Source organism: Zoogloea sp. (assembly GCF_041904905.1).
GTDB lineage: Bacteria > Pseudomonadota > Gammaproteobacteria > Burkholderiales > Rhodocyclaceae > Zoogloea.
The window spans coordinates 3,266-24,864 of sequence record NZ_JAYRMI010000042.1; the positions used below are offsets into that span (position 1 = coordinate 3,266).

Here is a 21,599-nt window from a genome sequence, read left to right on the forward strand (position 1 = left end):
CGCCGCCCCGCGGGCCGGCGCGGCCCCCGGACGGCGAGCGCCCGGAGCGCGGCAGCTACCAGCAGGTGCTGCTGGTGGAGCGCCTGCGCGCGGCCATCGCCCGCCTGAACCCGCAGCTCACCACCGCAGCGCGGGAGGACGCGCTGCAACAGGTGTTGGACCTGGGCATCCCGTCGCTGCTGTCGGCCAACCGGCGCTTCCACCGGCTGCTGGTGACCGGCGTGCCGGTCGAGGTGCAGCGGGGCGGCGAGACCCTGGGCGACTTTGCCCGGCTGATCGACTGGGCCGCCCCGTCGAACAACGAGTGGCTGGCGATCAACCAGTTCACCGTGAAGGGCCCGCACCACACCCGCCGACCGGACATCGTGCTCTTCGTGAATGGTCTGCCGCTGGTGGTCATCGAGCTGAAGAACCCGGCCGACGCCAACGCCGACATCTGGAAGGCCTTCGAGCAGCTCCAGACCTACAAGGCCCAGACGCCGGACCTGTTCCAGTACAACGAGGTGCTGGTGATCTCCGACGGCTCGGACGCCCGCATGGGTTCGCTGTCGGCCGATGCCGAGCGCTTCATGCAGTGGCGCACCATCGACGGCATCGCCCTCGACCCGCTGGGCGAGTTCAACGAGCTGGAGACCCTGATCCGCGGTGTGCTCGCCCCGGCGCTGTTGCTCGACTACCTGCGCTACTTCGTGCTTTTTGAAGACGACGGCGGGCTGGTGAAGAAGATCGCCGGCTACCACCAGTTCCACGCGGTGCGGGCGGCGATCCAGCAGGTGATTGCGGCCTCGCGCCCCGGCGGCGCTGCGGCCACCAAGGGCAAGGGCGGCGTGGTGTGGCACACCCAGGGCAGCGGCAAGAGCATCACGATGACCTGCTTCGCCGCGCGGGTGATGCAGGCCACGGCGATGGAGAACCCCACCATCGTGGTCATCACCGACCGCAACGACCTGGACGGCCAGCTCTTCGGCGTGTTCTCGCTGGCCCAGGATCTGCTGCGCGAGCAGCCGGTGCAGGCGGGCACCCGGCAGGAATTGCGCCGGCTGCTGGCCAATCGCCCGTCCGGCGGCATCGTGTTTGCGACGATCCAGAAGTTCATGCCCGGCGAGGACGAAGACGTCTTTCCGCTGCTCTCGGACCGGCACAACATCGTGGTCATCGCCGACGAGGCCCACCGCACCCAGTACGGCTTCGAGGCGAAGCTCAAGACCTTCAAGCCCAGGGCCAGCGCCAACGACACCGCGGGCCGGCTGGCCGCCGAGCCCCGGGCGGCCTATGTGGTCGGTTACGCCCAGCACCTGCGCGACGCGCTGCCCAACGCCACCTTCGTGGCCTTCACCGGCACGCCGGTATCCAGCGAGGACCGGGACACCCGCGCGGTGTTCGGCGACTACATCCACATCTACGACATGCAGCAGGCCAAGGAGGACGGCGCCACGGTGGCGATCTACTTCGAGTCGCGCCTGGCCAAGCTGTCGCTGAAGGCCGACGAACTGCCCCACATCGACGACGAGGTGGACGAGCTGGCCGAGGATGAGGAGGAGAGCCAGCAGGCCCGCCTGAAGAGCAAGTGGGCGGCGCTGGAGAAGGTCGTCGGCGCCGAGCCCCGCATCGCCAGCGTGGCGGCCGATCTGGTGGCCCACTTCGAGGAGCGCAACAAGGCCATCATCGGGCAAATGCGAGGCAAGGCGATGGTGGTGGCGATGAGCCGCGACATCTGCGTGCATCTCTACAACGAGATCGTCCGGATCAAGCCCGAGTGGCACGACGATGACCCCGAGAAGGGGGCGATCAAGATCGTGATGACCGGATCGGCCAGCGACAAGGCGCTGCTGCGCCCGCACCTCTACAGCAAGCAGGTCAAGAAACGCCTGGAGAAGCGCTTCAAGGACCCGGCCGACCCGCTGCGGCTGGTGATCGTGCGCGACATGTGGCTGACCGGCTTCGACGCGCCCTGTGTGCACACCCTGTACGTGGACAAGCCCATGAAGGGCCACAACCTGATGCAGGCCATCGCCCGGGTGAACCGCGTCTTCAAGGACAAACAGGGCGGGCTGGTGGTGGACTACATCGGCATCGCCAACGAGCTGAAGTCGGCGCTGAAGGACTACACCGCCAGCAAGGGCCGCGGCCGCCCGACGGTGGATGCGGCCGAGGCTTACGCGGTGCTGGAGGAGAAGCTCGACATCCTGCGCGGGCTGCTCCACGGCTTCGACTATTCGGATTTTCTGAGCGCCGGTCACAAGCGTCTGGCGGGCGCGGCCAACCACGTGCTGGGCATCAAGGACGGCAAGAAGCGCTTCGCCGATCAGGCGCTGGCCATGTCCAAGGCCTTCACCCTGTGCTGCACGCTGGACGAGGCCAAGGCGGTGCGCGAGGAGGTGGCCTTCTTCCAGGCGGTGAAGGTGATCCTCACCAAGCGCGACCTGACCCACAAGAAGAAGACCGACGAGGAGCGCGAGCTGGCGATCCGCCAGATCATCGGCTCGGCGGTGGTGTCGGAAGATGTGGTGGATGTGTTCGAGGCGGTGGGCCTCGACAAGCCCAACATCGGCATCCTCGACGACGAATTCCTGGCCGAGGTGCGCAACCTGCCGGAACGCAATCTGGCCGTCGAGTTGCTGGAGCGCCTGCTGGAGGGCGAGATCAAGAGCCGCTTTGCGGGCAACGTGGTGCAGGAGAAGAAGTTCTCCGAGCTGCTGGCCAACGTGGTCAAGCGCTACCAGAACCGCGCCATCGAGACCGCCCAGGTGATCGAGGAGCTGATCGAGATGGCGAAGAAGTTCCACGCCGCCGCCACCCGCGGCGAGGCGCTGGGCCTCTCCGAAGACGAGATCCGCTTCTACGACGCGCTGGCCAATAACGAATCGGCGGTGCGCGAACTCTCCGACGAGACGCTGAAGAAGATCGCCCACGAACTCACCGAGAACCTGCGCAGCAACCTGACCGTGGATTGGTCGGAGCGCGAGAGCGTGCGCGCCAAGCTGCGCATCATGGTCAGGCGCATCCTGCGCAAGTACAAATACCCACCGGACCAGCAGGAAGGCGCCGTGGAGCTGGTGCTCCAGCAGGCGAAGGCGCTGGGCGAGGCCTGGACGGCGGCGTAAGCAAAAGGGAAACGCCCACCCCGGCCTGAGCCCTGGGTGGGGTGGGCGTGGGGTTTGGGTGGAGATTGAGCGGCGGGGGGGTAACAATTACCCTCCGTCGCCTCATTTTCAGGCGACGCTGCCTCATGATTAGGCGACAGCGGGTAATCGATCCCCTCGGTCGCCTGGTTTTTTGGCAAGGCTGCCTGAACTTTAGGCGACGCCGCCTAATAATGAGGCGACGCTGACTAATAATGAGGCGACGCTGACTAATAGTTAGGCGACAGCGGGGAAGCGGGAGGATCGATCACCTAATCTTTAGGCAATCGAGGGGAAACGGAACCCTCCGTCGGGTGCGCGGCACCCTCGCCCCCCTCCGCCGGAGCAGTGGTCGGGCAGCACAGGCTCGCAGGACAGCGCGCGCAGCCGCCCGCCAGACGTGACAAACCCCGGTCGCCTTGCGGCGAGCCGGGGTTTGCGCTTTCCGGGCCGGCCGGATCGGGAGACCCGGCCAGTGGAATCAGGGCTTAGTGGCCAGAGGCACCCGCGGCACCGATACCGGTTTCGGAACGGATCAGCTGGGCGGCGAAGTCGGCGCGTTCCTGCTGGGCGTTCGGGCTGCGGTCGAGCAGCGAGAAGATCCAGATGCCGACGAAGCCGATGGTCATGGAGAACAGGGCCGGCGAGGTGTAGGGGAAGGGTGCGGAACCCTTCGGATTGCCAAGGGTGGCAACCCACACCGAGTCGGACAGGACGGTCATGACCACGGCGCTGATGAGGCCGAGGAAGCCACCGATCACCGCACCCTTGGTGGTGCAGTCCTTCCACAGCACGCTCATGAAGAGCACCGGGAAGTTCGCGGAGGCGGCGATGGCGAAGGCCAGGGACACCATGAAGGCGATGTTCTGCTTTTCGAAGGCGATACCCAGGACCACCGCGATGACACCCAGCACGATGGTGGTGATGCGGGAGACGCGCAGCTCGGAGGCGGAATCGGCGTTGCCGTTCTTGAACACCGTGGCGTACAAGTCGTGGGACACGGCGGAAGCGCCCGAGAGGGTCAGACCGGCAACCACGGCCAGGATGGTGGCGAACGCAACCGCGGAGATGAAGCCGAGGAACACGTTGCCGCCGACGGCGTTGGCCAGGTGGATAGCGGCCATGTTGCCGCCACCCTTCAGGGCGCCCTTGGCATCCAGGAAGGTCGGGTCGGTCAGCACGAAGCAGATGGCGCCGAAGCCGATGATGAAGGTCAGGATGTAGAAGTAGCCGATCCAGACGGTGGCCCAACCCACGGACTTACGGGCTTCCTTGGCATCCGGCACGGTGAAGAAGCGCATCAGGATGTGCGGGAGACCGGCGGTACCGAACATCAGCGCCATACCGAAGGAGATGGCGGAGATGGGGTCCTTCACGAAGGTGCCCGGGCCCATGATGGAATCGCCCTTCTTGGCGGCCATCGCGGCGGTCACTTCGGCCACGTCCTTGCCGGAAGCGGCGGCGGCGGCGGTCGCGTCGGCGATCAGCTTGGCATCCTTGGCGGCGAGGGCGGACTTGATCTCCACGGCCTTGGCGAACATGGCTTCGGGGCTGAAGCCAAACTTCACCAGCACCATGAAGGCCATGAACGACGCACCGGCAAGCAGCAGCACGGCCTTGATGATCTGCACCCAGGTGGTGGCGGTCATGCCACCGAAGAGCACGTAGACCATCATCAGCGCGCCGACGATCACCACCGCCATCCAGTACTCGAGACCGAACAGCAGCTTGATGAGCTGACCGGCACCGACCATCTGGGCGATGAGATAGAAGGCCACCACGACCAGCGTGCCGGAAGCGGCGAAGGCACGGATCGGGGTCTGCTGGAAGCGGTAACCGGCCACGTCGGCAAAAGTGAATTTGCCCAGGTTGCGCAGGCGCTCGGCCATCAGGAAGGTGATGATCGGCCAGCCCACGAGGAAGCCGATCGAGAAGATCAGGCCGTCGTAGCCGTTGGCCATCACCGCGGCGGAAATACCCAGGAAGGACGCGGCGGACATGTAGTCGCCGGCGATCGCCAGGCCGTTCTGGAAGCCGGTGATGCCACCGCCGGCGGTGTAGAAGTCGGCAGCCGACTTGGTCTTGGAGGCCGCCCACTTGGTGATGAACATCGTGCCGGCCACGAAGACGCCGAACATGATGATCGCGGTCCAGTTGGTGGCCTGCTTCTCGGCGACACCGAGGTCGGCACCGGCAGCCAGGGCGGCGCCGGAAGCCAGCACCGCCAGAAGGCCAAGGATAAGTTTGGAAGTACGCATCACTTGGTGGCCTCCTTGATGACCTGAGCCTTCAGATCGTCGAACTCGGTGTTGGCACGACGGATGTAGATGCCGGTGATGATGATCGTGAACAGAATCACCCCCACACCGATGGGAATCCCGATGGACGTGACGCCAGCCCCGAGCTTCTGGGACAGGAACTCCTTGTTGAAGGCGATCAACAGGATGTAGCCGTAGTACACGGCCAGCATGACGATGGTCATCATCCAGCCGTACGAATTGCGTTTAGAGACCAGCTCCTGGTATTTCGGATTTGCCCGGATGCGGTCGCCGAGGTCGTCTCTCATATCTCTCCTCCTCTTCGAATTAACCTTGCGGGGTGCCGTGGGGCGCCCTAAGGGTGATCGCAAGTTACCGGCGGAGCCTTACGGTGAACTTACGTTCGCGTAAGCTTGCGAAATCGCCTTAACAAGGCGCAAGAAGCCCGGACGGAAAAAAGAAAATCCCCACCCGGCGGAACGCCGCGGGGCGGGGACGGAGGGCGCATGCAACAAAAAGCCCGGCACGGGCCGGGCTTCTGGGATGCGTCCGGAGCGGGCTTGCCGCTCCGCCAGCCCGGCTCCCGCCGGACTGGAATCGACCGGGACTTAGGCCACCGGAACGATGTTGGCGGCCTGCTGGCCCTTCGGGCCGGTGACCACGTCGAAGGTCACGCGCTGGCCTTCGGTCAGGGTCTTGAAACCCTTGGACTGAATGGCGGAGAAGTGAGCGAACAGATCGTCACCGCCGTTTTCCGGGGTGATGAAACCGAAGCCCTTGGAATCGTTGAACCACTTCACGGTACCTGCTGCCATGTTGAATATCCTTGAAAAAACGAAAAAACAGGGTTTTCCCCCTGGGAAGGGCGAAACTCAAGACGGCGGGGTGATGAAGGAAAGACTGCCGCAGGGCTGCGGGTACTGAACCAGACAACAACAACACTACTTGAAGATCGCGAGGACGGACTGTGCACTGTATCGGCCGCCAATGCAAACACTATTTTCAATAAACCGCCGGATTGAACGGAAATTGCCCGAAAGCGGCTGCGACAATCGACCGCAGGCCTCATCCCGCCGCCGGCGGGGGCCGCGCGCCCGGCTTCGGCGATAATCCGCCGATTCGCCCAACCGACCCGGACCGCCCCGATGCCCGCACCCGCCAGCCCCACGGAAGCCCTTCGCCGCCTGATCGGCCTGCGCTGGCTCTCCATCGGGACAATGCTGGGGGTGCTGGTGCTGGTGCCCTGGCTGCTGGACATCCCCCTGCCGGGCGCTGCAATCCTGCCCCTGGCGCTGACGCTGATCGCCGTCAATGGGGCCTCGACGGTGCGCCTGTCGCGCCTCACGGCGATCCACCCGGCCGAGCTGTTCGCCCAGCTGTGCATCGAGCTGGCCGCCTGGAGCGTGTTCCTGTACTTCACCGGCGGCGCCACCAACCCGCTGATCTCGCTGCTGCTGCCCCTGGTGGCCATCGGCGCGGCGATCCTGCCCGGGCGGTGGGCGTGGCCGCTGGCGGTGCTGGCGGTGGTGGCCTACTCGGTGCTGTGGGATTTCAACGAGCAGCTCGACATCTACGACTCGGGCCTGGCCGTGCACTGGCACCTGGCCGGCATGTGGCTCACCTTCGCGCTGTCGGCGGGGGTGATCGTGTGGTACGTGGTGCGGATGACCGCGGCGATCCGCAGCCGCGACCAGGCCCTGGCCGCCGCGCGGGAGTCGAGCCTGCGCAGCGAGCGCATCGTGGCCCTGGGCAACCTCGCTGCCGGCGCCGCCCACGAGCTGGGCACCCCGCTGGGCACCATGGCCATCGTGGCCGGGGAGCTGGCCCGCAACCGCGCCCTCGACGACGACACCCGCGCCGACGCGGAGATCCTCCTCACCCAGATCGCCCACTGCAAGTCCATCCTGGGCGGGCTCACCCTGCGCGCGGGCAGCCTGCGGGCCGAAGGCGGCTCGACGCTGGCCGCCGACGCCTGGCTGGCCGGCATCGTGGACCGCTGGCGCAGCCAGCGCCCCCACGTCCCCCTCGCCGCGCGCATCGACTGCGGCCACCCGGCCCCGACGCTGATCGCCGACACCACCCTCGAGCAGGCCATCCACAACGTCATCAACAACGCCGCCGACGCCGACCCGACGGGCATCGAGTGCGAGGCCGCCATCGACGGGGACAGGCTGGTGGTGCGGGTGCTCGACCGCGGCCCGGGCATGCCCGCCGGCATGCCGGCGCAGGGCGAGAGCCCGCGCTGCGCCGGTCAGGGGCTCGGGATCGGCCTGCTGCTGGCCTGCAGCGCCGCCGAACGCTGCGGCGGCAGCATCGGCTTCGCGCCCCGCGACGGCGGCGGCACCGTCGTCACCCTCAGCCTTCCCCTTGCCTCCCTACAGCCATGAACGCCCAGGACGCCCCCCACATCCTCGTCATCGACGACGACCCCGTCTTCAACCGCGTGCTCACCCGCGCCCTCGGCCAGCGGGGCTACCGGGTCTTCGGCGCCGCCGACCCCGAGAGCGCCCTCGACCTGGCCCGCGAGCACGAGCCCGAATACGTGGTGCTCGACCTCAACATCGGCGGCAGCTCCGGGCTGCGCCTCATCGAGCCCTTGCTGGCGGCAAACCCCGACTGCCGCATCCTGGTGCTCACCGGCTACGCCAGCATCGCCACCACCGTCGACGCGATCAAGCTTGGCGCCACCCAGTATCTGGCCAAGCCGGCCGACGTGGACGCCATCCTCAAGGCGCTCTCGGCCACCGAGGTGGTCATCGACGACACCCCGTCGGCGGCGCCCATGTCGGTGGATCGGCTGGAGTGGGAGCACATCCAGCGGGTGCTCGGCGAGCACGACGGAAACATCTCGGCCACCGCCCGTGCGCTTAAAATGCACCGACGAACCCTGCAACGGAAACTGGCCAAACGGCCGGTCAAGGAATGAAAGCCAGCCACGACGCCACCGACCGCACCCGCCTCGACAAATGGCTGTGGGCGGCCCGCTTCTTCAAACACCGCACCCTCGCCACCGACGCCGTGGAGGGCGGCAAGGTGCAGCTCAACGGCATCCGCGTCAAACCGGCCAAAGACGTGAAGATCGGCGATCGGGTGGATATCCAGCTCACTGAAGCCCGATTTTCGGTGATCGTGACGGGCATCGCCGAGAAGCGCGGCAGCGCCGGCGTGGCCCAGACGCTCTACGCCGAAACCCCCGAAAGCGCCGCCGCCCGCGAGGCCGCGCGGGAAGAGCGCAAGCTCTCCGCCACCCCCGGCGCCGACCTCCACGGCCGCCCCACCAAGCGCGACCGCCGGCTGATCGGGCGCTTCACCGACGGCTGACGCCTACAGGGCGATGGCCAGCGCCAGCGGCAGGATGGCCACCGCCAGCACGTTGCCGATCAACACCATCGAGGCGACCTTCTCGGGCTCCTGGCGGTAGCGCTCGGCGAACATGTAGTTGAGCACCGCCGGCGGCAGCGCGCCGAAGACCAGCAGCAGCGCCCGCTCCCGTTCGGGCAGCGGCACCAGCCAGATCAGCGCGGCCGACAGGGCCATGCCGATGGCCGGCCGCGCCACCGCACCGATCACCCCCAGGCGGATCGCCGCGATCCGCGACTCGCTGATCCGCACCCCCAGCGCAAAGAGCATCAGCGGAATCGAGATGTCGCCCAGCATCTTGATCGCCAGCATGGCCGGCGCCCACACCTCAAGGCCGGCGATCCCCACCGCCAGCCCGGCCAGCGTGGCCAGCACCGACGGCACCCGCCAGACGCTGGCGAGGCGCGCCTCATGATCCAGCAGCCAGGCGCCAAAGGTGAAATGCACCAGGTTCGACACCATGAACATCACCACCGCCGGCGCCAGCGCCTCCTCGCCGAAGGCCAGCACCGCCAGCGGCAGCCCCAGGTTGCCGCAGTTGTTGAACATCATCGGCGGGGCGAAGGTACGCGGCGCCACCCCGATCAGCCGCGCCACCGCCCACCCCAGCAGGCCCGACCCGGCCACCGCCACGAAGGTGGCCCCGAGCAGCGGCAGGTAGTGGGCGATGTGGAAGGACTTGTTGGCCAGCGCCCCGAACACCAGCGCCGGCACGAACACGTCCATGTTCAGCTTGTTGGCCTGGGACAGGTCGGGCTTCGCCCGCCGGCCGACCAGAAAGCCCACCGCGGCGATGGCGAACAAGGGGAAGAGGATGGAGACGATGCGCAGCAACATGGGGCGGACGGGAGAGCGGAGGAGTGACGAGCCTGGACGGTATACGCCATCCGAACGCCGAAAGAAATGAGGGGCTACCCCGGTAGCCCCTCATTCGACTGCGCGGCCCGGATGGGCCCGGCACGGGCTTACAGCACGTAGCGCGCCAGGTCTTCCCGCTGGGCCAGCATGTCGAGGCGCCCATCCACGTAGGCGGCGTCGATGGCGACGGTCTGCGCGCCGGCCTTGCCGGCCTCGAAGGCCAGCTCCTCCAGCAGCTTCTCCATCACCGTGTACAGGCGGCGGGCGCCGATGTTCTCGGTCTTCTCGTTCACCTGGAAGGCGATCTCGGCGAGCCGGCGGATGCCGTCCGGCGCGAACTGCAGGGTCACCCCGTCGGTGGCGAGCAGGGCCTCGTACTGACGGGTGAGGCAGGCGTCGGTCTGGGTGAGGATGCGCTCGAAATCCTCGACCGACAGCGACTCCAGCTCCACCCGGATCGGGAAGCGGCCCTGCAACTCGGGGATCAGGTCGGACGGGCGCGACAGGTGGAAGGCGCCGCTGGCGATGAACAGGATGTGGTCGGTCTTGACCATCCCGTACTTGGTGCTGATGGTGGTGCCTTCGACCAGCGGCAGCAGGTCGCGCTGTACGCCCTGGCGCGACACGTCGGCGCCGTGGGCGTCCGACCGGGTGGCGATCTTGTCGATCTCGTCGAGGAACACGATGCCGTTCTGCTCGACCATGCGCAGGGCTTCGAGCTTCAGCTCCTCGTCGTTCACCAGCTTGGCGGCCTCTTCGTCGGCGAGGAGCTTCATGGCCTCGCCGATCTTGAGCTTGCGGGACTTCTTCTTCCCGCCGCCCATGTTCTGGAACATGCTCTGGAGCTGGCCGGTGAGTTCTTCCATGCCCGGGGGCGCGAGGATCTCGGCGCTCATGCCGGGCACCGCCACCTCGATCTCGACTTCCTTGTCGTCCAGCTCGCCCTCGCGCAGCTTCTTGCGGAATTTCTGGCGGGTGGCGTTATCTTCCGGCGTGGCCGGCTCGGCGCCAAAGCCGACGGTAGGCCGGGCCGGCGGCAGCAGGATGTCGAGCACGCGGTCCTCGGCGGCGTCCATCGCCCGGTCGCGGCACTTCTTCATGGCCTGCTCGCGGTGGCTCTTGATGGCGATCTCCACCAGGTCGCGGACGATGGTATCCACGTCGCGGCCCACGTAGCCCACCTCGGTGAACTTGGTGGCCTCGATCTTGATGAAGGGCGCGTTGGCGAGCCGCGCCAGCCGCCGGGCGATCTCGGTCTTGCCCACGCCAGTGGGGCCGATCATCAGGATGTTCTTGGGGGTGATCTCGCTCTTCAGCGGCTCCGCCACCTGGGCGCGCCGCCAGCGGTTGCGCAGGGCCACGGCTACGGCCTTCTTGGCCTTGCCCTGACCGACGATGTGCTTGTCGAGTTCGGAGACGATCTCCGGGGGCGTCATCTGGGTCATTTGGGCACCCTTGGCGCTACGCGCCTTCCCGCCAGGCGGGAGCATTCGCCCTTAAGGCGGCTTTGCGGACTCATGGCTTCAGCACCTCGATGGTGTGGCATTGGTTGGTGTAGATGCACAGATCGCCGGCGATGGTGAGGGACTTCTTGATGACGTCCTCGGGGGCGAGTTCGGTGTTCTCGATCAGGGCGCGGGCGGCCGACTGGGCGTAGGCGCCGCCGGAGCCGATGGCCACGATGCCCTGCTCGGGCTCCAGCACGTCGCCGTTGCCGGTGATGATGAGGGAGTTGTCGAGATCGGCCACCGCGAGCATGGCTTCGAGGCGGCGCAGGGCGCGGTCGGTGCGCCAGTCCTTGGCCAGCTCGACGGCGCTGCGCACGAGGTTGCCCTGGTGCTTCTCGAGCTTGGCCTCGAAGCGCTCGAAGAGGGTGAAGGCGTCGGCCGTGCCGCCGGCGAAACCGGCCAGGATGCGATCCTGATACAGCTTGCGCACCTTGCGGGCGCTGGCCTTGATGACGATGTTGCCGAGGGTGACCTGGCCGTCGCCGCCAAGGGCGACGTGCCGGCCCCGCCGGACCGAGAGGATGGTGGTGCCGTGATATTGTTCCATCGGACGGATGTGGGGACGAAAAAACGGATTGCAAGCCCGCCCGGCCCATGACGGCAACGGCGCAAGGCGGCGGGGTCACGGTGCCCGGCAGGCGGAAGGGAGGAACGGCCGGCAAGGCTGCCGGCGGGCGGATCAGCTGTGCAGCTCGATCTTCGCCACCTGGTGCAGCCCCATCACCTGCATGAGCGCCGCGACCATCGAGTTGACGCCGGTGAGCACGATCAGGCGGCCCTGGTTGTGGAGCTGGGAGATGATGTTGAAGAGGGTGCCGGCGGAGACGAAATCCATCCGGCGCAGGCGGCTGCAATCGACCTCGACCATCGTCTTGTCGGCGGCGAAGCCGGTGATCTTGCGCAGCGCATCGGTGTTGGGGCCGATGATCTCGCCTTCGAGCACGTAGGTGCGGGTGGCCCCGCTGCCCTGGCTCTCGGCGCCGGTCTGGCTGGCAGTGACTACCGGCGGAGGCTCCCACGACGGCGGGGATTCCTCGAAGGTCATCGCGTAATCGACGGCCAGCTCTTCGAAACGATCCTGCTGCTCGGTGTACTGCAGGGCCTCGAGGAGGAGCAGCCACAGGGGCCGGTTGGCGCGCCGGCCGGTCGTCACCAGCCCTTCGAGCAGATTGACCAGATGGGTGACGGCGCCCAGCGACAGCCGCACCTTGGCCCGGCGCAGGCCTCGCACCGCCCGCAGCAGCAGCTCGGCCCCGGCGTCGTCGACACCGCGCAGGCGGCCCAGGTCGATGCGCAGGGCACCCGCGCGCATGGCGATCTGGATGAGCTGGGCAAACTGAGCCGCGGCCTGACCGCCCAGGTGGCCGGAGAGGTTGATCGTCTGGACTTTGGGTTCGGCACCGGCCCGGGCGGCCTGAGACGACAGATCGTGCCAGGCGGGGGGCGAGCGCTCGAACTCGGTGGCGAACTCGAGGCTCAGGGCCTCGAAGTGCTCCCGCTGGCCGGTGAGGCGCATGAGGTCGAGGAGCATCTGCCACAGGTTGTAGCGGGCGTCGCTCTCGAAGGTGGTCTCGAGGGCGTGTTCGAGCACGCTGCGGGCTTCGTCGTCGCCGCCGTGGGCAAACAGGATGGCGGCCTCTTCGGCCGGCGGGGCCATCTCGTCGACGCCTTCCTCGACGTGCACCTTGTCGGCGCACTGGGCCAGGATGCGTTTGAGGTCGTCGCCGGCGATGGTGAAATCGAGGCTCGAGGTTTCGACGCGGGCAGGGGTGTTCCGGGGCCGTCCGCCGGAGGGCGGCTGGGCGCTGCCGGAGCCGGACGCGCTCCGGGATCGGGGTGTGGGACTTCCGGCAGGCGCAGGCTTCTTGCCGAAAAACGGTAGCACCACTCCCATTCCCTCCAAGTCATTTTTTTACGATTGAATAGGATAACACTCTACAAAGCGTGCGCTCCGTGATTTACATCCTGTCGAATTTCACGCCTGGCACCAAAACGAGTACGACGAACAGCAGGGCGCAGACCGGCCCGAAGGGCTGATCCCAGGCGAGGGACACCGCGAATGCAACGCAGTAACCGAGCATTCCGATGACAGCCGACAAGGCCATCGCGGCACGCCAGCCCCGCCCGAAGCGGCAGGCCAGCATGGGCGGCACGAACACCAGCGCGAAGGCCGCCATCACCCCCAGGCTGACCGTCGCCAGCGCCACCGCGAGGCTGGCCAGGAGGTCGAAGAGCAGCAGCCGCGGCCGCTCGCTGCGACCCCGGGCGCGGTAGAAATCCGGGAAGAAGCGCGCCAGCAGCAGCGGGCGGGACAGCCAGGCGAGGATCGGCACGATCGTCGCCACCGCCACGGCGGCCGTCGCGAGGTGGCTCTCGCCGGTGAAATAGAGCTGACCGTCGAACAGCGCGTGGCCGGCCTGCTCGGCCAGCGGGTGGTTGGCCACCAGCAGCACCCCCGCGCCCCAGGCAAGGAGCATCATCAGGGCGTAGGCGCCCGCCCCGGCTCGGGCCATCAGGCCCTTGGCGAGGGCCGCCAGCACGGCCGCCAGCAGCCCGCCGACGATCATCGGCCAGCCTGCCACCATCGCCAGCAGCGCCCCGGCCGAGGCCATCTGGGCGAAGGCCAGGGCTGCCAGCCACTCGTCGCGCAGGCGCAGGTACATGCCCATCAGGGGCAGCAGCGCAGCAAGCAGCAGGCCGGTGAAGAAGGGCACCCGGAAGAGCGGGTCGAAGAGCAGGTCGAGATTCATGCCGCGGCCTCCATGCCGATCGTCACCACCCGCGAGCACACCCGCTCGATGAACGGGTGGTCGTGGGAGACGATCACGATGCCGTGCCCGGCGTGCTCGCCGGCCAGCCAGTCGGACAGGTGGGCCACGCCGGCCTTGTCGAGATTGTTGGTGGGCTCGTCGAGGAGGATCAGGTCGGCCCGGGCGGCGAGGCAGGCCCACAGGCGCAGGAACTGCAGCTGACCGCCGGAGAGCCGGTCGAGGCGGACGTCGAGGCGATCCGCCAGCCAGGCCGGCAGCCCGTCGGGGGTGGCGCCGGTGAGCCCGAGCAGCTCGCGGCCGGTGAGGGGGATGCCGCGCAGGTCGTCGAAGGCCTGCGACTGGTGGGAGATCGCCAGCCCCGGCGCCTTCTCGACGCGGCCGCCGAACACCCGCACCCCGCCCCACAGGGCCTTGAGCAGGGTGGATTTACCGGCGCCGTTGGGCCCGGCCAGCCCGAGCACCTCGCCCCGCCTGACCTCGAGATCCAGCGGACCGGCGACCGGCTCGGCATAGCCGGCCGTCAGCCCGCGGGCGCGGATCAGAAAACCGGCCATGCCGCCCCCTTACCGGGCGCCGGCGAGCAGCCGCCGGACGGTGTCGTCGAACAGCCCGAACAGGTCGGACGCTTCCGCCGACCCGCCCACGGTGTAGGGCAGGACGACTACCGGGATGCCGGCCCGCTCGGCCAGCCAGTCCGACGAGGTGGGCCGGGCGTAGGCCGGGCGCAGGATCATCTTCGCCGGCGTGGCCTTCTGGCGCTCCAGCAGGCCCGCGAGCTGGGCGCTGCCCGCCTCGACCCCCGGCTTGGGCTCCAGCGCGCCCAGCTCCTTCAGCCCCAGCCAGGCGGAGAGGTAGGGAAAGCCCTTGTGCTGGACCCACACCGGCACACCCTTGAGCGGCGCGGCGGCCTGCTCCCAGCGCCCCACGGCCGCCTTCCAGCGCTCGGCGAAGCGGGCCAGGCCGGCCTTGTAGGCGGCGGCGTTGGCCGGGTCCACCTGAGCCAGCCGGGTCGAGAGCGCCTCGCCCACCGCCAGGATGTTGCGCGGGTCGAGCTGGATGTGGGGGTTGCCGCCCGGGTGCACGTCGCCGTCGGCCCGGTCGAGGCGGGTCGGCACTTCCAGCAGGCGCACCGCGGAGGCGGCCTCGAAGTAGCCCGGCTGCCCCGGCTGGATCGCCGGATTGCCCGACTCCCGCAGCACCAGCGGCAGCCAGCCCACCTCCAGGTCGACGCCGGTGGCCACCACCAGCTGACTGCTCCGGGCGCGGGCGATCAGCGAGGGGCGGGCCTCGATGCGGTGGGGGTCCTGGAGGGCGGTGGTGGCGGACAGCACGTTCACCCGGTCGCCCCCGATCTCCTTCGCCAGCGCGGCCCACTCGGGCACCGTGGCGAACACGTTGATGGCCGCCGTCGCCGGCAGGGCGGGCAGCAGCAGGCAAAGCAGCGCGGCAAGGCGCAGGATCATCTTGTCGAACATCGTTCCGCTCCTCAGAACTTGTGGGCGCCGTGGGCGCCAAGGCTCATCACGTACTGCAGCCACACCTGGTTGTCGGGCTCGCCATGGCGGGATTGGTCCCGCGCCACCTGCAGGCGCAGGCGCGAGAACTCCGACGGCGACCAATCCACCATCGCCGACTGGCGGCGGGGGTCGTAGCCGGCCAGGATCGGCAACTCGGCGCTGGAGAGCGCCCCCAGATCGACGCTGCCCGAGCGCAGCCAGTCGCCGCGCACGCCCACCCGCCAGCGGGGCATGAACTGATACACCGCCTGCAGGTAGCCGCCCGACTGGCGCAGCCGCGCCGCCGACACCGCCGACGCGCCGCTCAGGTTATCCACGTCGTAGGTCAGCTCGCCGCTCTCCCGCCGCCACATGTACTCGCCCTGCAGCTTGAAGTAGGTGTCGCGGATGTTGCCGCCCGGCGCCCACTTGTAGATGAAGTCGGCGATCCAGGTCTGGCTTCGCCCGGCAAAGGCGTTGCTCACGTCGTTGTCGTCGAACAGGCGCTCCCGCGGGTGGGTGCGCACGTGGGACAGCCCCACCTGCCACGCCGACGAGGCGCCGATGTCGCCGCCCAGGTGGGCGAAGGCCGTCCACAACCCGGCGCCGTTGCGGTTGCGCTCGGCCCCCGGGAACTTCTGCCCGCCGGCCACTTCCGCGCCCAGCTCGAGGAACAGTTCGGTAGGCGCCACCCAGCGCAGCTGCACGCCGTCGTTCTGCAGGCGCGGGCCGAAGAAGGCCTTGTAGGCCAGGGGCGCATCGGCGAAATCCCACTCGTGGGGGTGCTGCTGGTTGAGATAGCCGACGCCGGACAGGAAGCGCCCGGCCTTCAGCTTGAGGCCCGAAGACAGGCCGAGGGTCTCGACGTTCACCTCTTCCACCTCGACCACCCCGGCGCCGTCGTCCTCCGCCAGGGCGAAGCGCGCGTTGCCGCGGAACAGGTGATCCACGTTGGCCGAGAAGGCCAGCTCGGATTCGCCCAGGGAGAAGCCCTTCTTCGGGGGGCCGACCTCGCCGCCGGAGGGGATGAAGCCGTCGATGCGGTAGGTGGACGGGTCGCGCTGCAGGCGGGTGAACTTGCTGTCGACGATGAGCGAGACCGCCGGGTTGAAGGCGTTCTCGGACGTCGGCCGCGAGGGCGCCGGCTCGACGCGCGCCACGGCGGCGGTGGCCACGCTGGCGGCACGGTTGGCCTCGGCCGCGGTGACGGCGGCCGACGTGCTGCGGGCCTCCGCCTCGGCCAGCCGGCGCTCCAGGGCGTCGATGCGCTGCCGGTAGCTGTCGCGCAGTTCGCGCAGCTGGTCGCGCAGTTGTTTCAGGTCGGCTTCGGAAGCCGTCTGGGGGGCCGCCAGGGCGGCATGCGGCAGCGCCGCGAGCGCCGCGCAGAGGGCGGCGGGTCGTACGAATTTCATGGACTTGCTCCGATCGGATCGGTTCGGGAAAAGCAGCCGGCCGGCGCAAGCGATGCCCTCGGGCAACGACGACGCCGGTCAGCGGTTCGGGAACGGAATCAGACGGAAGCGGGCGGCCCGCGACAGGGTGGGCAGGGCGCGCGGCGGGCCACCGGCACGACGGCCGGTTCGGCACACGGCGCGGGCGGAAGCGCCGCGACGACCAGGACGGCCGGCGACGGGGGAAGCACCGACGCCAGATCGGCGGCGGCCACACACAGCAGACAACGCTCGTGGCGCTCGGCGGCAGGCAAGCCGCCGGGGCCGCTCTCGCCCGACGCCGCGGCGGCCACGATGGCCGCGCCGCCGCGCCGCTCGGCCAACCCCTCGCCCACGTGGCTGAGGGCGTGGGCGGCGGCGAACAGCTGGGCGCACACCAGCACCAGCGCCAGCGCGCTGCGAAACAGCGGCGAGGCCCGACGCGGCAGCCGGAAAGGCAGCAAGACCCGCCTCATGCCGCCAGCTCCGGCGCGCAGAAGCAGGCGAAGGCCCGGTCGACGATGGCGCGCTCGAGATCGCGCACGATGAACACCAGGCGGGTGGCGCGGTCTTCATCCGGCCAGGCCGGTAGCGCGGCATCCGGGTAGCGCAGGTGATGGACGCACTGCACCACCCGCGGCGCCGCCTCGCCCTGCACGTTAACGAGGCCCTTCACCCGCAGCAGCCGATCGCCCTTGAGGCCCTGGAGCATGTCGAGGGCAGTGGAGAAATCGCCCCACGCCACCGGCTGACCGATGCGCACCACGAAGGCGTGGGTGCTGGCGTCGTGCCGGTTCGGGTCGCCCGCCGGTCGGGTGCTACGCCCGGCCGGCGCATACGGGTTGCGGGCAGCCCGGGCGGCGACGGCCTCATCGGCCAGCCAGCGGGTTACGTCGGCCGACTTGGTGACCGGGTTCCACAGGCCGCAGTCGAGCACCGCCGACGGCGCCACGACGCCCGCCTCGACGCGCAACCGGGGCGCGCCGGGGTTGAGCGTGGCGAGGGTTTCGGCCAGCGCCGCCACGCTGTCGGGCGACGCCTGATCGCACTTGGTGATGAGCAGCCGGTCGGCCATCGCAGCCTGCTTGACGGCCTCCGGCTGGCGGGCCAGCTGGGCGGCGCCGAACACCGCATCCACCGCCGTCACCACGCCGTCGAGGCGGTAGCGTTCGGCGATGAAGAAATCCTGCATCAGGGTGAAGATGACCGGCGCCGGATCGGCAAGGCCGGTGGTCTCGATGACCACCCGCTCCAGCGCCGGGAGCGCCCGACGCAGCCGGCGCATGAAGACGTCCTTCAGCACCCGCGACAGATCGCCCCGCACCGAACAGCAGATGCAGCCCGATTCGAGCAGCACCACGTCCTCGTCGATCTTCTCGACCAGCAGGTGATCCAGCGGCACGGCGCCGAATTCGTTGACGAGCACCACCGTCCCGGCCAGCTCGGGCTGGCGCAGCAGGTGATTGAGCAGGGTGGTCTTGCCCGAGCCGAGAAAACCGGTGAGCAGGGTGACGGGAATGCGGTTCGCCGGAGCGGTCATGGGCAGGCGTGGCCGATCCGGCGAAACGGGGTGCAGCGGGAAGCCGAAACGGGGGGATTATTCCCCGTAGAGCTTCTGGGTGCGCTCGCGCCGCTCCTGGGCGTCGATCGACAGGGTGGCGGTGGGGCGGGCGAGCAGGCGGCCGATCCCGATCGGGTCGCCGGTTTCCTCGCACCAGCCGTATTCGCCTTCGGCGATGCGCTCGAGGGCTTCCTCGATCTTCTTGATGAGCTTGCGCTCCCGGTCGCGCACCCGCAGCTCGAGGGCGTGCTCTTCCTCGACGGTGGCCCGGTCGGCCGGATCGGCGACGAGTTCGTTCTCACGCAGGTTGGCGCCGGTGCTGGCCGCGTTCTCGAGCAGCTCTTCGCGCATCTTCGACAGACGCTCGCGGAAGAACTCCAGCTGGGCCGGATTCATGTAGTCGTCCTCCGGCATGGCCAGGATCTCGGCTTCGGTCAGCGTCTTGTCTTTGCTGGTAGTTGCAACCATCTCTCATTCCTCCCATGAATCGACTGTCGGGCGGGGAGCCCGCGGCATCCGTGCCACGACTTCGCCCCTTTGCGACTCGCTCACTGATGCATGAATCGCACCAGCCTGTCTCCAAGAGCGCGATTCTATGCACAGGATCGCTGCAATTACAATGCAGCCGGCGCAATCCACCCGTCCCTACCTACATTCTGAAACACTGAATCTACCGCGTTGCTTCGGATCGGGGCGCGTCGTGCGGTAAAATGTTGCGATGCATTTCACGAACCACCCCGCGCCAGCCACGGAGAAACCCTCCTTTACGCTGCCGGTGCGGGTTTACTACGAAGACACTGACGCCGGTGGTGTGGTTTACTACGCCAACTACCTGAAGTTCTGCGAACGGGCCCGCACCGACTGGTTGCGGGCCATTGGCTTTGGGCAGGGCCGGATCAAAGCCGAGTCCAACACGATCTTCGTCGTGCGCACCGTGAAAGCCGACTTCCGCCAGCCCGCCGTCCTCGACGACATGCTGGAGGTCGTCAGCACCCTTGCCAGGCTCGGCCGCGCCAGCGTGATCTTCGATCAGCAGATCCGCCGCGACGGCCAGCCCCTCTTCGACGCCCAGATCACCATCGCCTGCATCGACAGCATCGCCAAGCGCCCGATTCCGATTCCACCTGCCGTACGCGACCAGTTCGCCACCCTGGTTTAAACCGATGAACGTCACCGAAGACCTTTCCATCCTGTCCCTCATCGCCAACGCGAGCGTCCTCGTCAAGCTCGTGATGGCGCTGCTGGGCACCGTCTCCTTCATGTCCTGGTACTGGATCTTCCGCAAGTGGTTCCAGATCCGCGACGCCAAGCGCAAGACCGACCTCTTCGAGCGCGACTTCTGGAGCGGCGGCGACCTCAACGCCCTCTACCAGAGCGCCGCCACCGGCCGCCACGAGGCCGCCGGCATGGAGCGCATCTTCGAGGCCGGCTACCGCGAGTTCGCCAAGCTGCGGGGCAAGAACCTCGACCACGGGGCGATCATGGACGGCGCCCGCCGGGCGATGCGCGCCACCTACCAGCGCGAGGTGGACGACCTCGAAGCCCACCTGGCCTTCCTCGCCTCGGTGGGCTCGGTGTCGCCTTACGTCGGCCTGTTCGGCACCGTGTGGGGGATCATGAACGCCTTCCGCGGCCTCTCCAACGTCGGCTCGGCCACCCTCGCCCACGTGGCGCCGGGCATCGCCGAGGCGCTGGTCGCCACCGCCATCGGCCTGTTCGCGGCGATCCCGGCGGTCGTCGCCTACAACCGCTTCGCCCACGACATCGACCGCATCGCGATCCGCTTCGAGAGCTTCACCGAAGAGTTCCTGAACATCCTCCAGCGCCAGCTGCGCTGATCGGGAGCGAAGCTGCAATGCGTCAACGTCGCCTGATGAACCAGATCAACGTCGTGCCTTACATCGACGTGATGCTGGTGCTCCTCGTCATCTTCATGGTCACCGCGCCGATGATCCAGTCCGGCTCGGTGAACCTGCCCAGCGTCGACAAGGTGCCCGCGCCGCCCACCGACGCGATGATCGTCACCGTCAAGCCCGAGGGTGAACTCACCCTCAGCCAGACCAGCCAGGCCCAGCCCCGCACCTACAACCGCCGCGACCTGATCGGCGCGGTGCAGGATGCCGTGTCGACCAACCCCGGCCAGCCGGTGGTGATCGCCGCCGACAAGAACGTGAAGTACGAGCTGGTCATGGATGTCCTCAACGATCTGCGCAACGCAGGCGTGAACAAGGTCGGTCTGCAGACGCAGGTCGGCAAAGCCAGCCGATGAGACCTTTGCTGTCCGGCAACGACCGGGGCAAGTGGTCGTCGGCTGCGCTGGCTGCGCTGGTTCACGTCCTGCTCGGCCTGTTCCTGTTCTATGGCGTGCGCTGGCAGAACCGCCTGCCCGACGCCGTCGAGGTGGAACTGGTGAGCGCGCCGCCCCCCGCCGCCCAGCCGGCACCGCCGCCGCCCCCGGCCCCACCCGCCGAAGCCCGCCCCGCGCCCCCGCCGCGCCCCGAGCCCGACGACGAGCCCGAGCCCGCCCCGCCGCCGCGCAAGCAGCCCGACATCGCCATCAAGGCGCCCGAGCCCAAGAAGCAGCCGCCCAAGCCGGTGAAGGAAATCGTCAAGCCCGAGCCCAAGAAGCCCGAACCCAAGCCTGAGCCCAGGAAGCCCGAACCCAAACCGGAACCCAGGAAGCCCGAACCCAGGCCCGAGCCGAAGAAACCCGAGCCCAAGCCGGAACCCAGGCCCGATCCGAAGGCCGAAGCCAAGGCCCGCGCCGAGCAGGCCCGCATCGACCAAGCCAAGGCCGACAAGGAAGCCAAGGCCTCCGCCGCCCGCGCCCGCGAGCTCGAAGACCGCCGGATGCGCGAGCTGATGGCCCACGACAGCGAGAACGCCAGCCAGTCCCGCCAGATCCAGGAAGAACTCGCCCGGGTCGCCGGCGCCAAGGCCAGCGCAGCCCGCAACAAGGCCATCGAAGCCTACATCGAGAAGATCCGCGCCAAGGTGAAGGGCAACATCGTGCTGCCGCCGGGCGTCAGCGGCGACCCCTTCGCCCTGTTCTACGTGGACCAGCTGCCCGACGGCTCGGTGATCGAGGTGCGCCTCAAGCGCTCCACCGGCAACGCCCAGCTCGACGGCGCCATCGAACGCGCCATCCAGAAATCGAGCCCGCTGCCCCGCCCCGACAAGCCGGAACTGTTCAACCGCACGCTGGAGCTGAAGTTCTACCCGCTCCGCGACTAAA

General features: G+C 68.3%; 22 protein-coding genes. 8 read left to right on the plus strand and 14 right to left on the minus strand.

What is annotated here, in order from left to right; translation table 11 throughout:
• The coding region (locus ACE3N6_RS12375) for a type I restriction endonuclease subunit R (protein WP_374246079.1) at window positions 1-3,104 on the plus strand (3,104 nt) is incomplete at its 5' end.
• 506 nt (window positions 3,105-3,610) lie between these two features.
• Here the strand turns inward: ACE3N6_RS12375 and ACE3N6_RS12380 are convergent.
• The 3 genes from ACE3N6_RS12380 to ACE3N6_RS12390 all read right to left on the minus strand — a co-directional run bounded on the left by ACE3N6_RS12380 (window position 3,611) and on the right by ACE3N6_RS12390 (window position 6,195).
• Window positions 3,611-5,380 carry a cation acetate symporter gene (locus tag ACE3N6_RS12380; RefSeq protein ID WP_374246080.1) on the minus strand — a complete coding sequence of 590 codons (1,770 nt, stop codon included), beginning with the start codon at window positions 5,378-5,380 and terminating at the stop codon, window positions 3,611-3,613.
• Window positions 5,380-5,688: a DUF485 domain-containing protein gene (locus tag ACE3N6_RS12385; protein WP_374246081.1), complete on the minus strand. Its 309-nt coding sequence runs from the start codon at window positions 5,686-5,688 to the stop codon at window positions 5,380-5,382. The genes ACE3N6_RS12380 and ACE3N6_RS12385 overlap by 1 nt, the downstream gene beginning before the upstream one ends.
• Window positions 5,689-5,988: 300 nt before the next feature.
• Window positions 5,989-6,195 (minus strand): cold-shock protein, encoded by a 207-nt coding sequence (locus ACE3N6_RS12390; protein WP_153161935.1) that lies wholly within the window; start codon window positions 6,193-6,195, stop codon window positions 5,989-5,991.
• 330 nt (window positions 6,196-6,525) lie between these two features.
• Between ACE3N6_RS12390 and ACE3N6_RS12395 the strand changes: the two genes are divergently transcribed.
• Genes ACE3N6_RS12395 through ACE3N6_RS12405 form a run of 3 tightly spaced genes read left to right on the plus strand, consistent with a single transcriptional unit; the run spans window position 6,526 to window position 8,701 of the window.
• On the plus strand, window positions 6,526-7,767 hold the full coding sequence (locus ACE3N6_RS12395; protein ID WP_374246082.1) for an ATP-binding protein: 1,242 nt from the start codon (window positions 6,526-6,528) through the stop codon (window positions 7,765-7,767).
• A complete protein-coding gene (locus ACE3N6_RS12400; RefSeq protein ID WP_374246083.1) occupies window positions 7,764-8,306 on the plus strand; it encodes a response regulator transcription factor in 543 nt (180 codons plus the stop codon). The genes ACE3N6_RS12395 and ACE3N6_RS12400 overlap by 4 nt, the downstream gene beginning before the upstream one ends.
• Window positions 8,303-8,701, plus strand: a complete 399-nt coding sequence (locus tag ACE3N6_RS12405; protein ID WP_374246085.1) for an RNA-binding S4 domain-containing protein — start codon at window positions 8,303-8,305, stop codon at window positions 8,699-8,701. Before ACE3N6_RS12400 ends, ACE3N6_RS12405 begins: the two co-directional genes overlap by 4 nt.
• Before the next feature lie 3 nt (window positions 8,702-8,704).
• Here ACE3N6_RS12405 and ACE3N6_RS12410 read toward each other — a convergent pair whose 3' ends face one another.
• The 11 genes from ACE3N6_RS12410 to dksA form a co-directional block, all read right to left on the minus strand.
• Window positions 8,705-9,577, minus strand: coding sequence for an AEC family transporter (locus ACE3N6_RS12410; protein ID WP_374246086.1), 873 nt, complete (start codon window positions 9,575-9,577; stop codon window positions 8,705-8,707).
• Window positions 9,578-9,705: 128 nt separating this feature from the next.
• Entirely contained in the window at window positions 9,706-11,043 is a 1,338-nt protein-coding gene (hslU, locus tag ACE3N6_RS12415; RefSeq protein WP_374246087.1) for an ATP-dependent protease ATPase subunit HslU, read from the minus strand.
• Between the two features lie 70 nt (window positions 11,044-11,113).
• Entirely contained in the window at window positions 11,114-11,653 is a 540-nt protein-coding gene (hslV, locus tag ACE3N6_RS12420) for an ATP-dependent protease subunit HslV (protein WP_284188858.1), read from the minus strand.
• Window positions 11,654-11,785: 132 nt separating this feature from the next.
• On the minus strand, window positions 11,786-12,994 hold the full coding sequence (locus ACE3N6_RS12425; protein WP_374246088.1) for an STAS domain-containing protein: 1,209 nt from the start codon (window positions 12,992-12,994) through the stop codon (window positions 11,786-11,788).
• Between the two features lie 70 nt (window positions 12,995-13,064).
• Window positions 13,065-13,856, minus strand: a complete 792-nt coding sequence (locus tag ACE3N6_RS12430) for a metal ABC transporter permease (protein ID WP_374246090.1) — start codon at window positions 13,854-13,856, stop codon at window positions 13,065-13,067.
• The gene (locus ACE3N6_RS12435; protein WP_374246091.1) at window positions 13,853-14,431 is read right to left on the minus strand and encodes an ATP-binding cassette domain-containing protein; all 579 of its coding nucleotides are present in this window, start codon (window positions 14,429-14,431) and stop codon (window positions 13,853-13,855) included. Before ACE3N6_RS12435 ends, ACE3N6_RS12430 begins: the two co-directional genes overlap by 4 nt.
• A gap of 9 nt (window positions 14,432-14,440) precedes the next feature.
• Window positions 14,441-15,352: a metal ABC transporter substrate-binding protein gene (locus tag ACE3N6_RS12440; RefSeq protein WP_374246092.1), complete on the minus strand. Its 912-nt coding sequence runs from the start codon at window positions 15,350-15,352 to the stop codon at window positions 14,441-14,443.
• Between the two features lie 11 nt (window positions 15,353-15,363).
• Complete coding sequence (locus ACE3N6_RS12445) at window positions 15,364-16,785, minus strand: hypothetical protein (RefSeq protein ID WP_374246093.1); 1,422 nt, start codon at window positions 16,783-16,785, stop codon at window positions 15,364-15,366.
• Between the two features lie 98 nt (window positions 16,786-16,883).
• A complete protein-coding gene (locus tag ACE3N6_RS12450) occupies window positions 16,884-17,279 on the minus strand; it encodes a hypothetical protein (RefSeq protein WP_374246094.1) in 396 nt (131 codons plus the stop codon).
• A complete protein-coding gene (locus ACE3N6_RS12455; RefSeq protein ID WP_374246095.1) occupies window positions 17,276-18,343 on the minus strand; it encodes a GTP-binding protein in 1,068 nt (355 codons plus the stop codon). The genes ACE3N6_RS12450 and ACE3N6_RS12455 overlap by 4 nt, the downstream gene beginning before the upstream one ends.
• A 57-nt stretch (window positions 18,344-18,400) precedes the next feature.
• Window positions 18,401-18,832 carry an RNA polymerase-binding protein DksA gene (gene dksA, locus ACE3N6_RS12460; protein WP_374246096.1) on the minus strand — a complete coding sequence of 144 codons (432 nt, stop codon included), beginning with the start codon at window positions 18,830-18,832 and terminating at the stop codon, window positions 18,401-18,403.
• A 250-nt stretch (window positions 18,833-19,082) separates the two neighbouring features.
• On the opposite strand from dksA, the gene ybgC reads away from it, so the two are divergent.
• The 4 genes from ybgC to tolA are packed head-to-tail and all read left to right on the plus strand — an operon-like array spanning window position 19,083 to window position 21,598.
• The gene (ybgC, locus tag ACE3N6_RS12465) at window positions 19,083-19,523 is read left to right on the plus strand and encodes a tol-pal system-associated acyl-CoA thioesterase (RefSeq protein WP_374246097.1); all 441 of its coding nucleotides are present in this window, start codon (window positions 19,083-19,085) and stop codon (window positions 19,521-19,523) included.
• 4 nt (window positions 19,524-19,527) lie between these two features.
• On the plus strand, window positions 19,528-20,202 hold the full coding sequence (gene tolQ / locus ACE3N6_RS12470; RefSeq protein ID WP_153161920.1) for a protein TolQ: 675 nt from the start codon (window positions 19,528-19,530) through the stop codon (window positions 20,200-20,202).
• A gap of 17 nt (window positions 20,203-20,219) precedes the next feature.
• Window positions 20,220-20,633 (plus strand): protein TolR, encoded by a 414-nt coding sequence (tolR, locus tag ACE3N6_RS12475; RefSeq protein WP_374246099.1) that lies wholly within the window; start codon window positions 20,220-20,222, stop codon window positions 20,631-20,633.
• Window positions 20,630-21,598 carry a cell envelope integrity protein TolA gene (gene tolA, locus ACE3N6_RS12480; protein WP_374246100.1) on the plus strand — a complete coding sequence of 323 codons (969 nt, stop codon included), beginning with the start codon at window positions 20,630-20,632 and terminating at the stop codon, window positions 21,596-21,598. Before tolR ends, tolA begins: the two co-directional genes overlap by 4 nt.
• Window position 21,599: the final 1 nt, after the last annotated feature.

What these genes read in the sequence shown, in the direction of transcription:
- ACE3N6_RS12380 (WP_374246080.1), bottom strand. Translation starts at nt 5,380, where the DNA reads ATGCGTACTTCCAAACTTATCCTTGGCCTTCTGGCGGTGCTGGCTTCC.
- dksA (WP_374246096.1), bottom strand. Translation starts at nt 18,832, where the DNA reads ATGGTTGCAACTACCAGCAAAGACAAGACGCTGACCGAAGCCGAGATC.
- ACE3N6_RS12395 (WP_374246082.1), top strand. Translation starts at nt 6,526, where the DNA reads ATGCCCGCACCCGCCAGCCCCACGGAAGCCCTTCGCCGCCTGATCGGC.
- ACE3N6_RS12410 (WP_374246086.1), bottom strand. Translation starts at nt 9,577, where the DNA reads ATGTTGCTGCGCATCGTCTCCATCCTCTTCCCCTTGTTCGCCATCGCC.
- ACE3N6_RS12390 (WP_153161935.1), bottom strand. Translation starts at nt 6,195, where the DNA reads ATGGCAGCAGGTACCGTGAAGTGGTTCAACGATTCCAAGGGCTTCGGT.
- hslU (WP_374246087.1), bottom strand. Translation starts at nt 11,043, where the DNA reads ATGACCCAGATGACGCCCCCGGAGATCGTCTCCGAACTCGACAAGCAC.
- ACE3N6_RS12445 (WP_374246093.1), bottom strand. Translation starts at nt 16,785, where the DNA reads ATGAAATTCGTACGACCCGCCGCCCTCTGCGCGGCGCTCGCGGCGCTG.
- hslV (WP_284188858.1), bottom strand. Translation starts at nt 11,653, where the DNA reads ATGGAACAATATCACGGCACCACCATCCTCTCGGTCCGGCGGGGCCGG.
- ACE3N6_RS12455 (WP_374246095.1), bottom strand. Translation starts at nt 18,343, where the DNA reads ATGACCGCTCCGGCGAACCGCATTCCCGTCACCCTGCTCACCGGTTTT.
- ACE3N6_RS12435 (WP_374246091.1), bottom strand. Translation starts at nt 14,431, where the DNA reads ATGGCCGGTTTTCTGATCCGCGCCCGCGGGCTGACGGCCGGCTATGCC.
- ACE3N6_RS12405 (WP_374246085.1), top strand. Translation starts at nt 8,303, where the DNA reads ATGAAAGCCAGCCACGACGCCACCGACCGCACCCGCCTCGACAAATGG.
- ACE3N6_RS12430 (WP_374246090.1), bottom strand. Translation starts at nt 13,856, where the DNA reads ATGAATCTCGACCTGCTCTTCGACCCGCTCTTCCGGGTGCCCTTCTTC.
- ACE3N6_RS12385 (WP_374246081.1), bottom strand. Translation starts at nt 5,688, where the DNA reads ATGAGAGACGACCTCGGCGACCGCATCCGGGCAAATCCGAAATACCAG.
- tolQ (WP_153161920.1), top strand. Translation starts at nt 19,528, where the DNA reads ATGAACGTCACCGAAGACCTTTCCATCCTGTCCCTCATCGCCAACGCG.
- tolR (WP_374246099.1), top strand. Translation starts at nt 20,220, where the DNA reads ATGCGTCAACGTCGCCTGATGAACCAGATCAACGTCGTGCCTTACATC.
- tolA (WP_374246100.1), top strand. Translation starts at nt 20,630, where the DNA reads ATGAGACCTTTGCTGTCCGGCAACGACCGGGGCAAGTGGTCGTCGGCT.
- ybgC (WP_374246097.1), top strand. Translation starts at nt 19,083, where the DNA reads ATGCATTTCACGAACCACCCCGCGCCAGCCACGGAGAAACCCTCCTTT.
- ACE3N6_RS12450 (WP_374246094.1), bottom strand. Translation starts at nt 17,279, where the DNA reads ATGAGGCGGGTCTTGCTGCCTTTCCGGCTGCCGCGTCGGGCCTCGCCG.
- ACE3N6_RS12400 (WP_374246083.1), top strand. Translation starts at nt 7,764, where the DNA reads ATGAACGCCCAGGACGCCCCCCACATCCTCGTCATCGACGACGACCCC.
- ACE3N6_RS12440 (WP_374246092.1), bottom strand. Translation starts at nt 15,352, where the DNA reads ATGTTCGACAAGATGATCCTGCGCCTTGCCGCGCTGCTTTGCCTGCTG.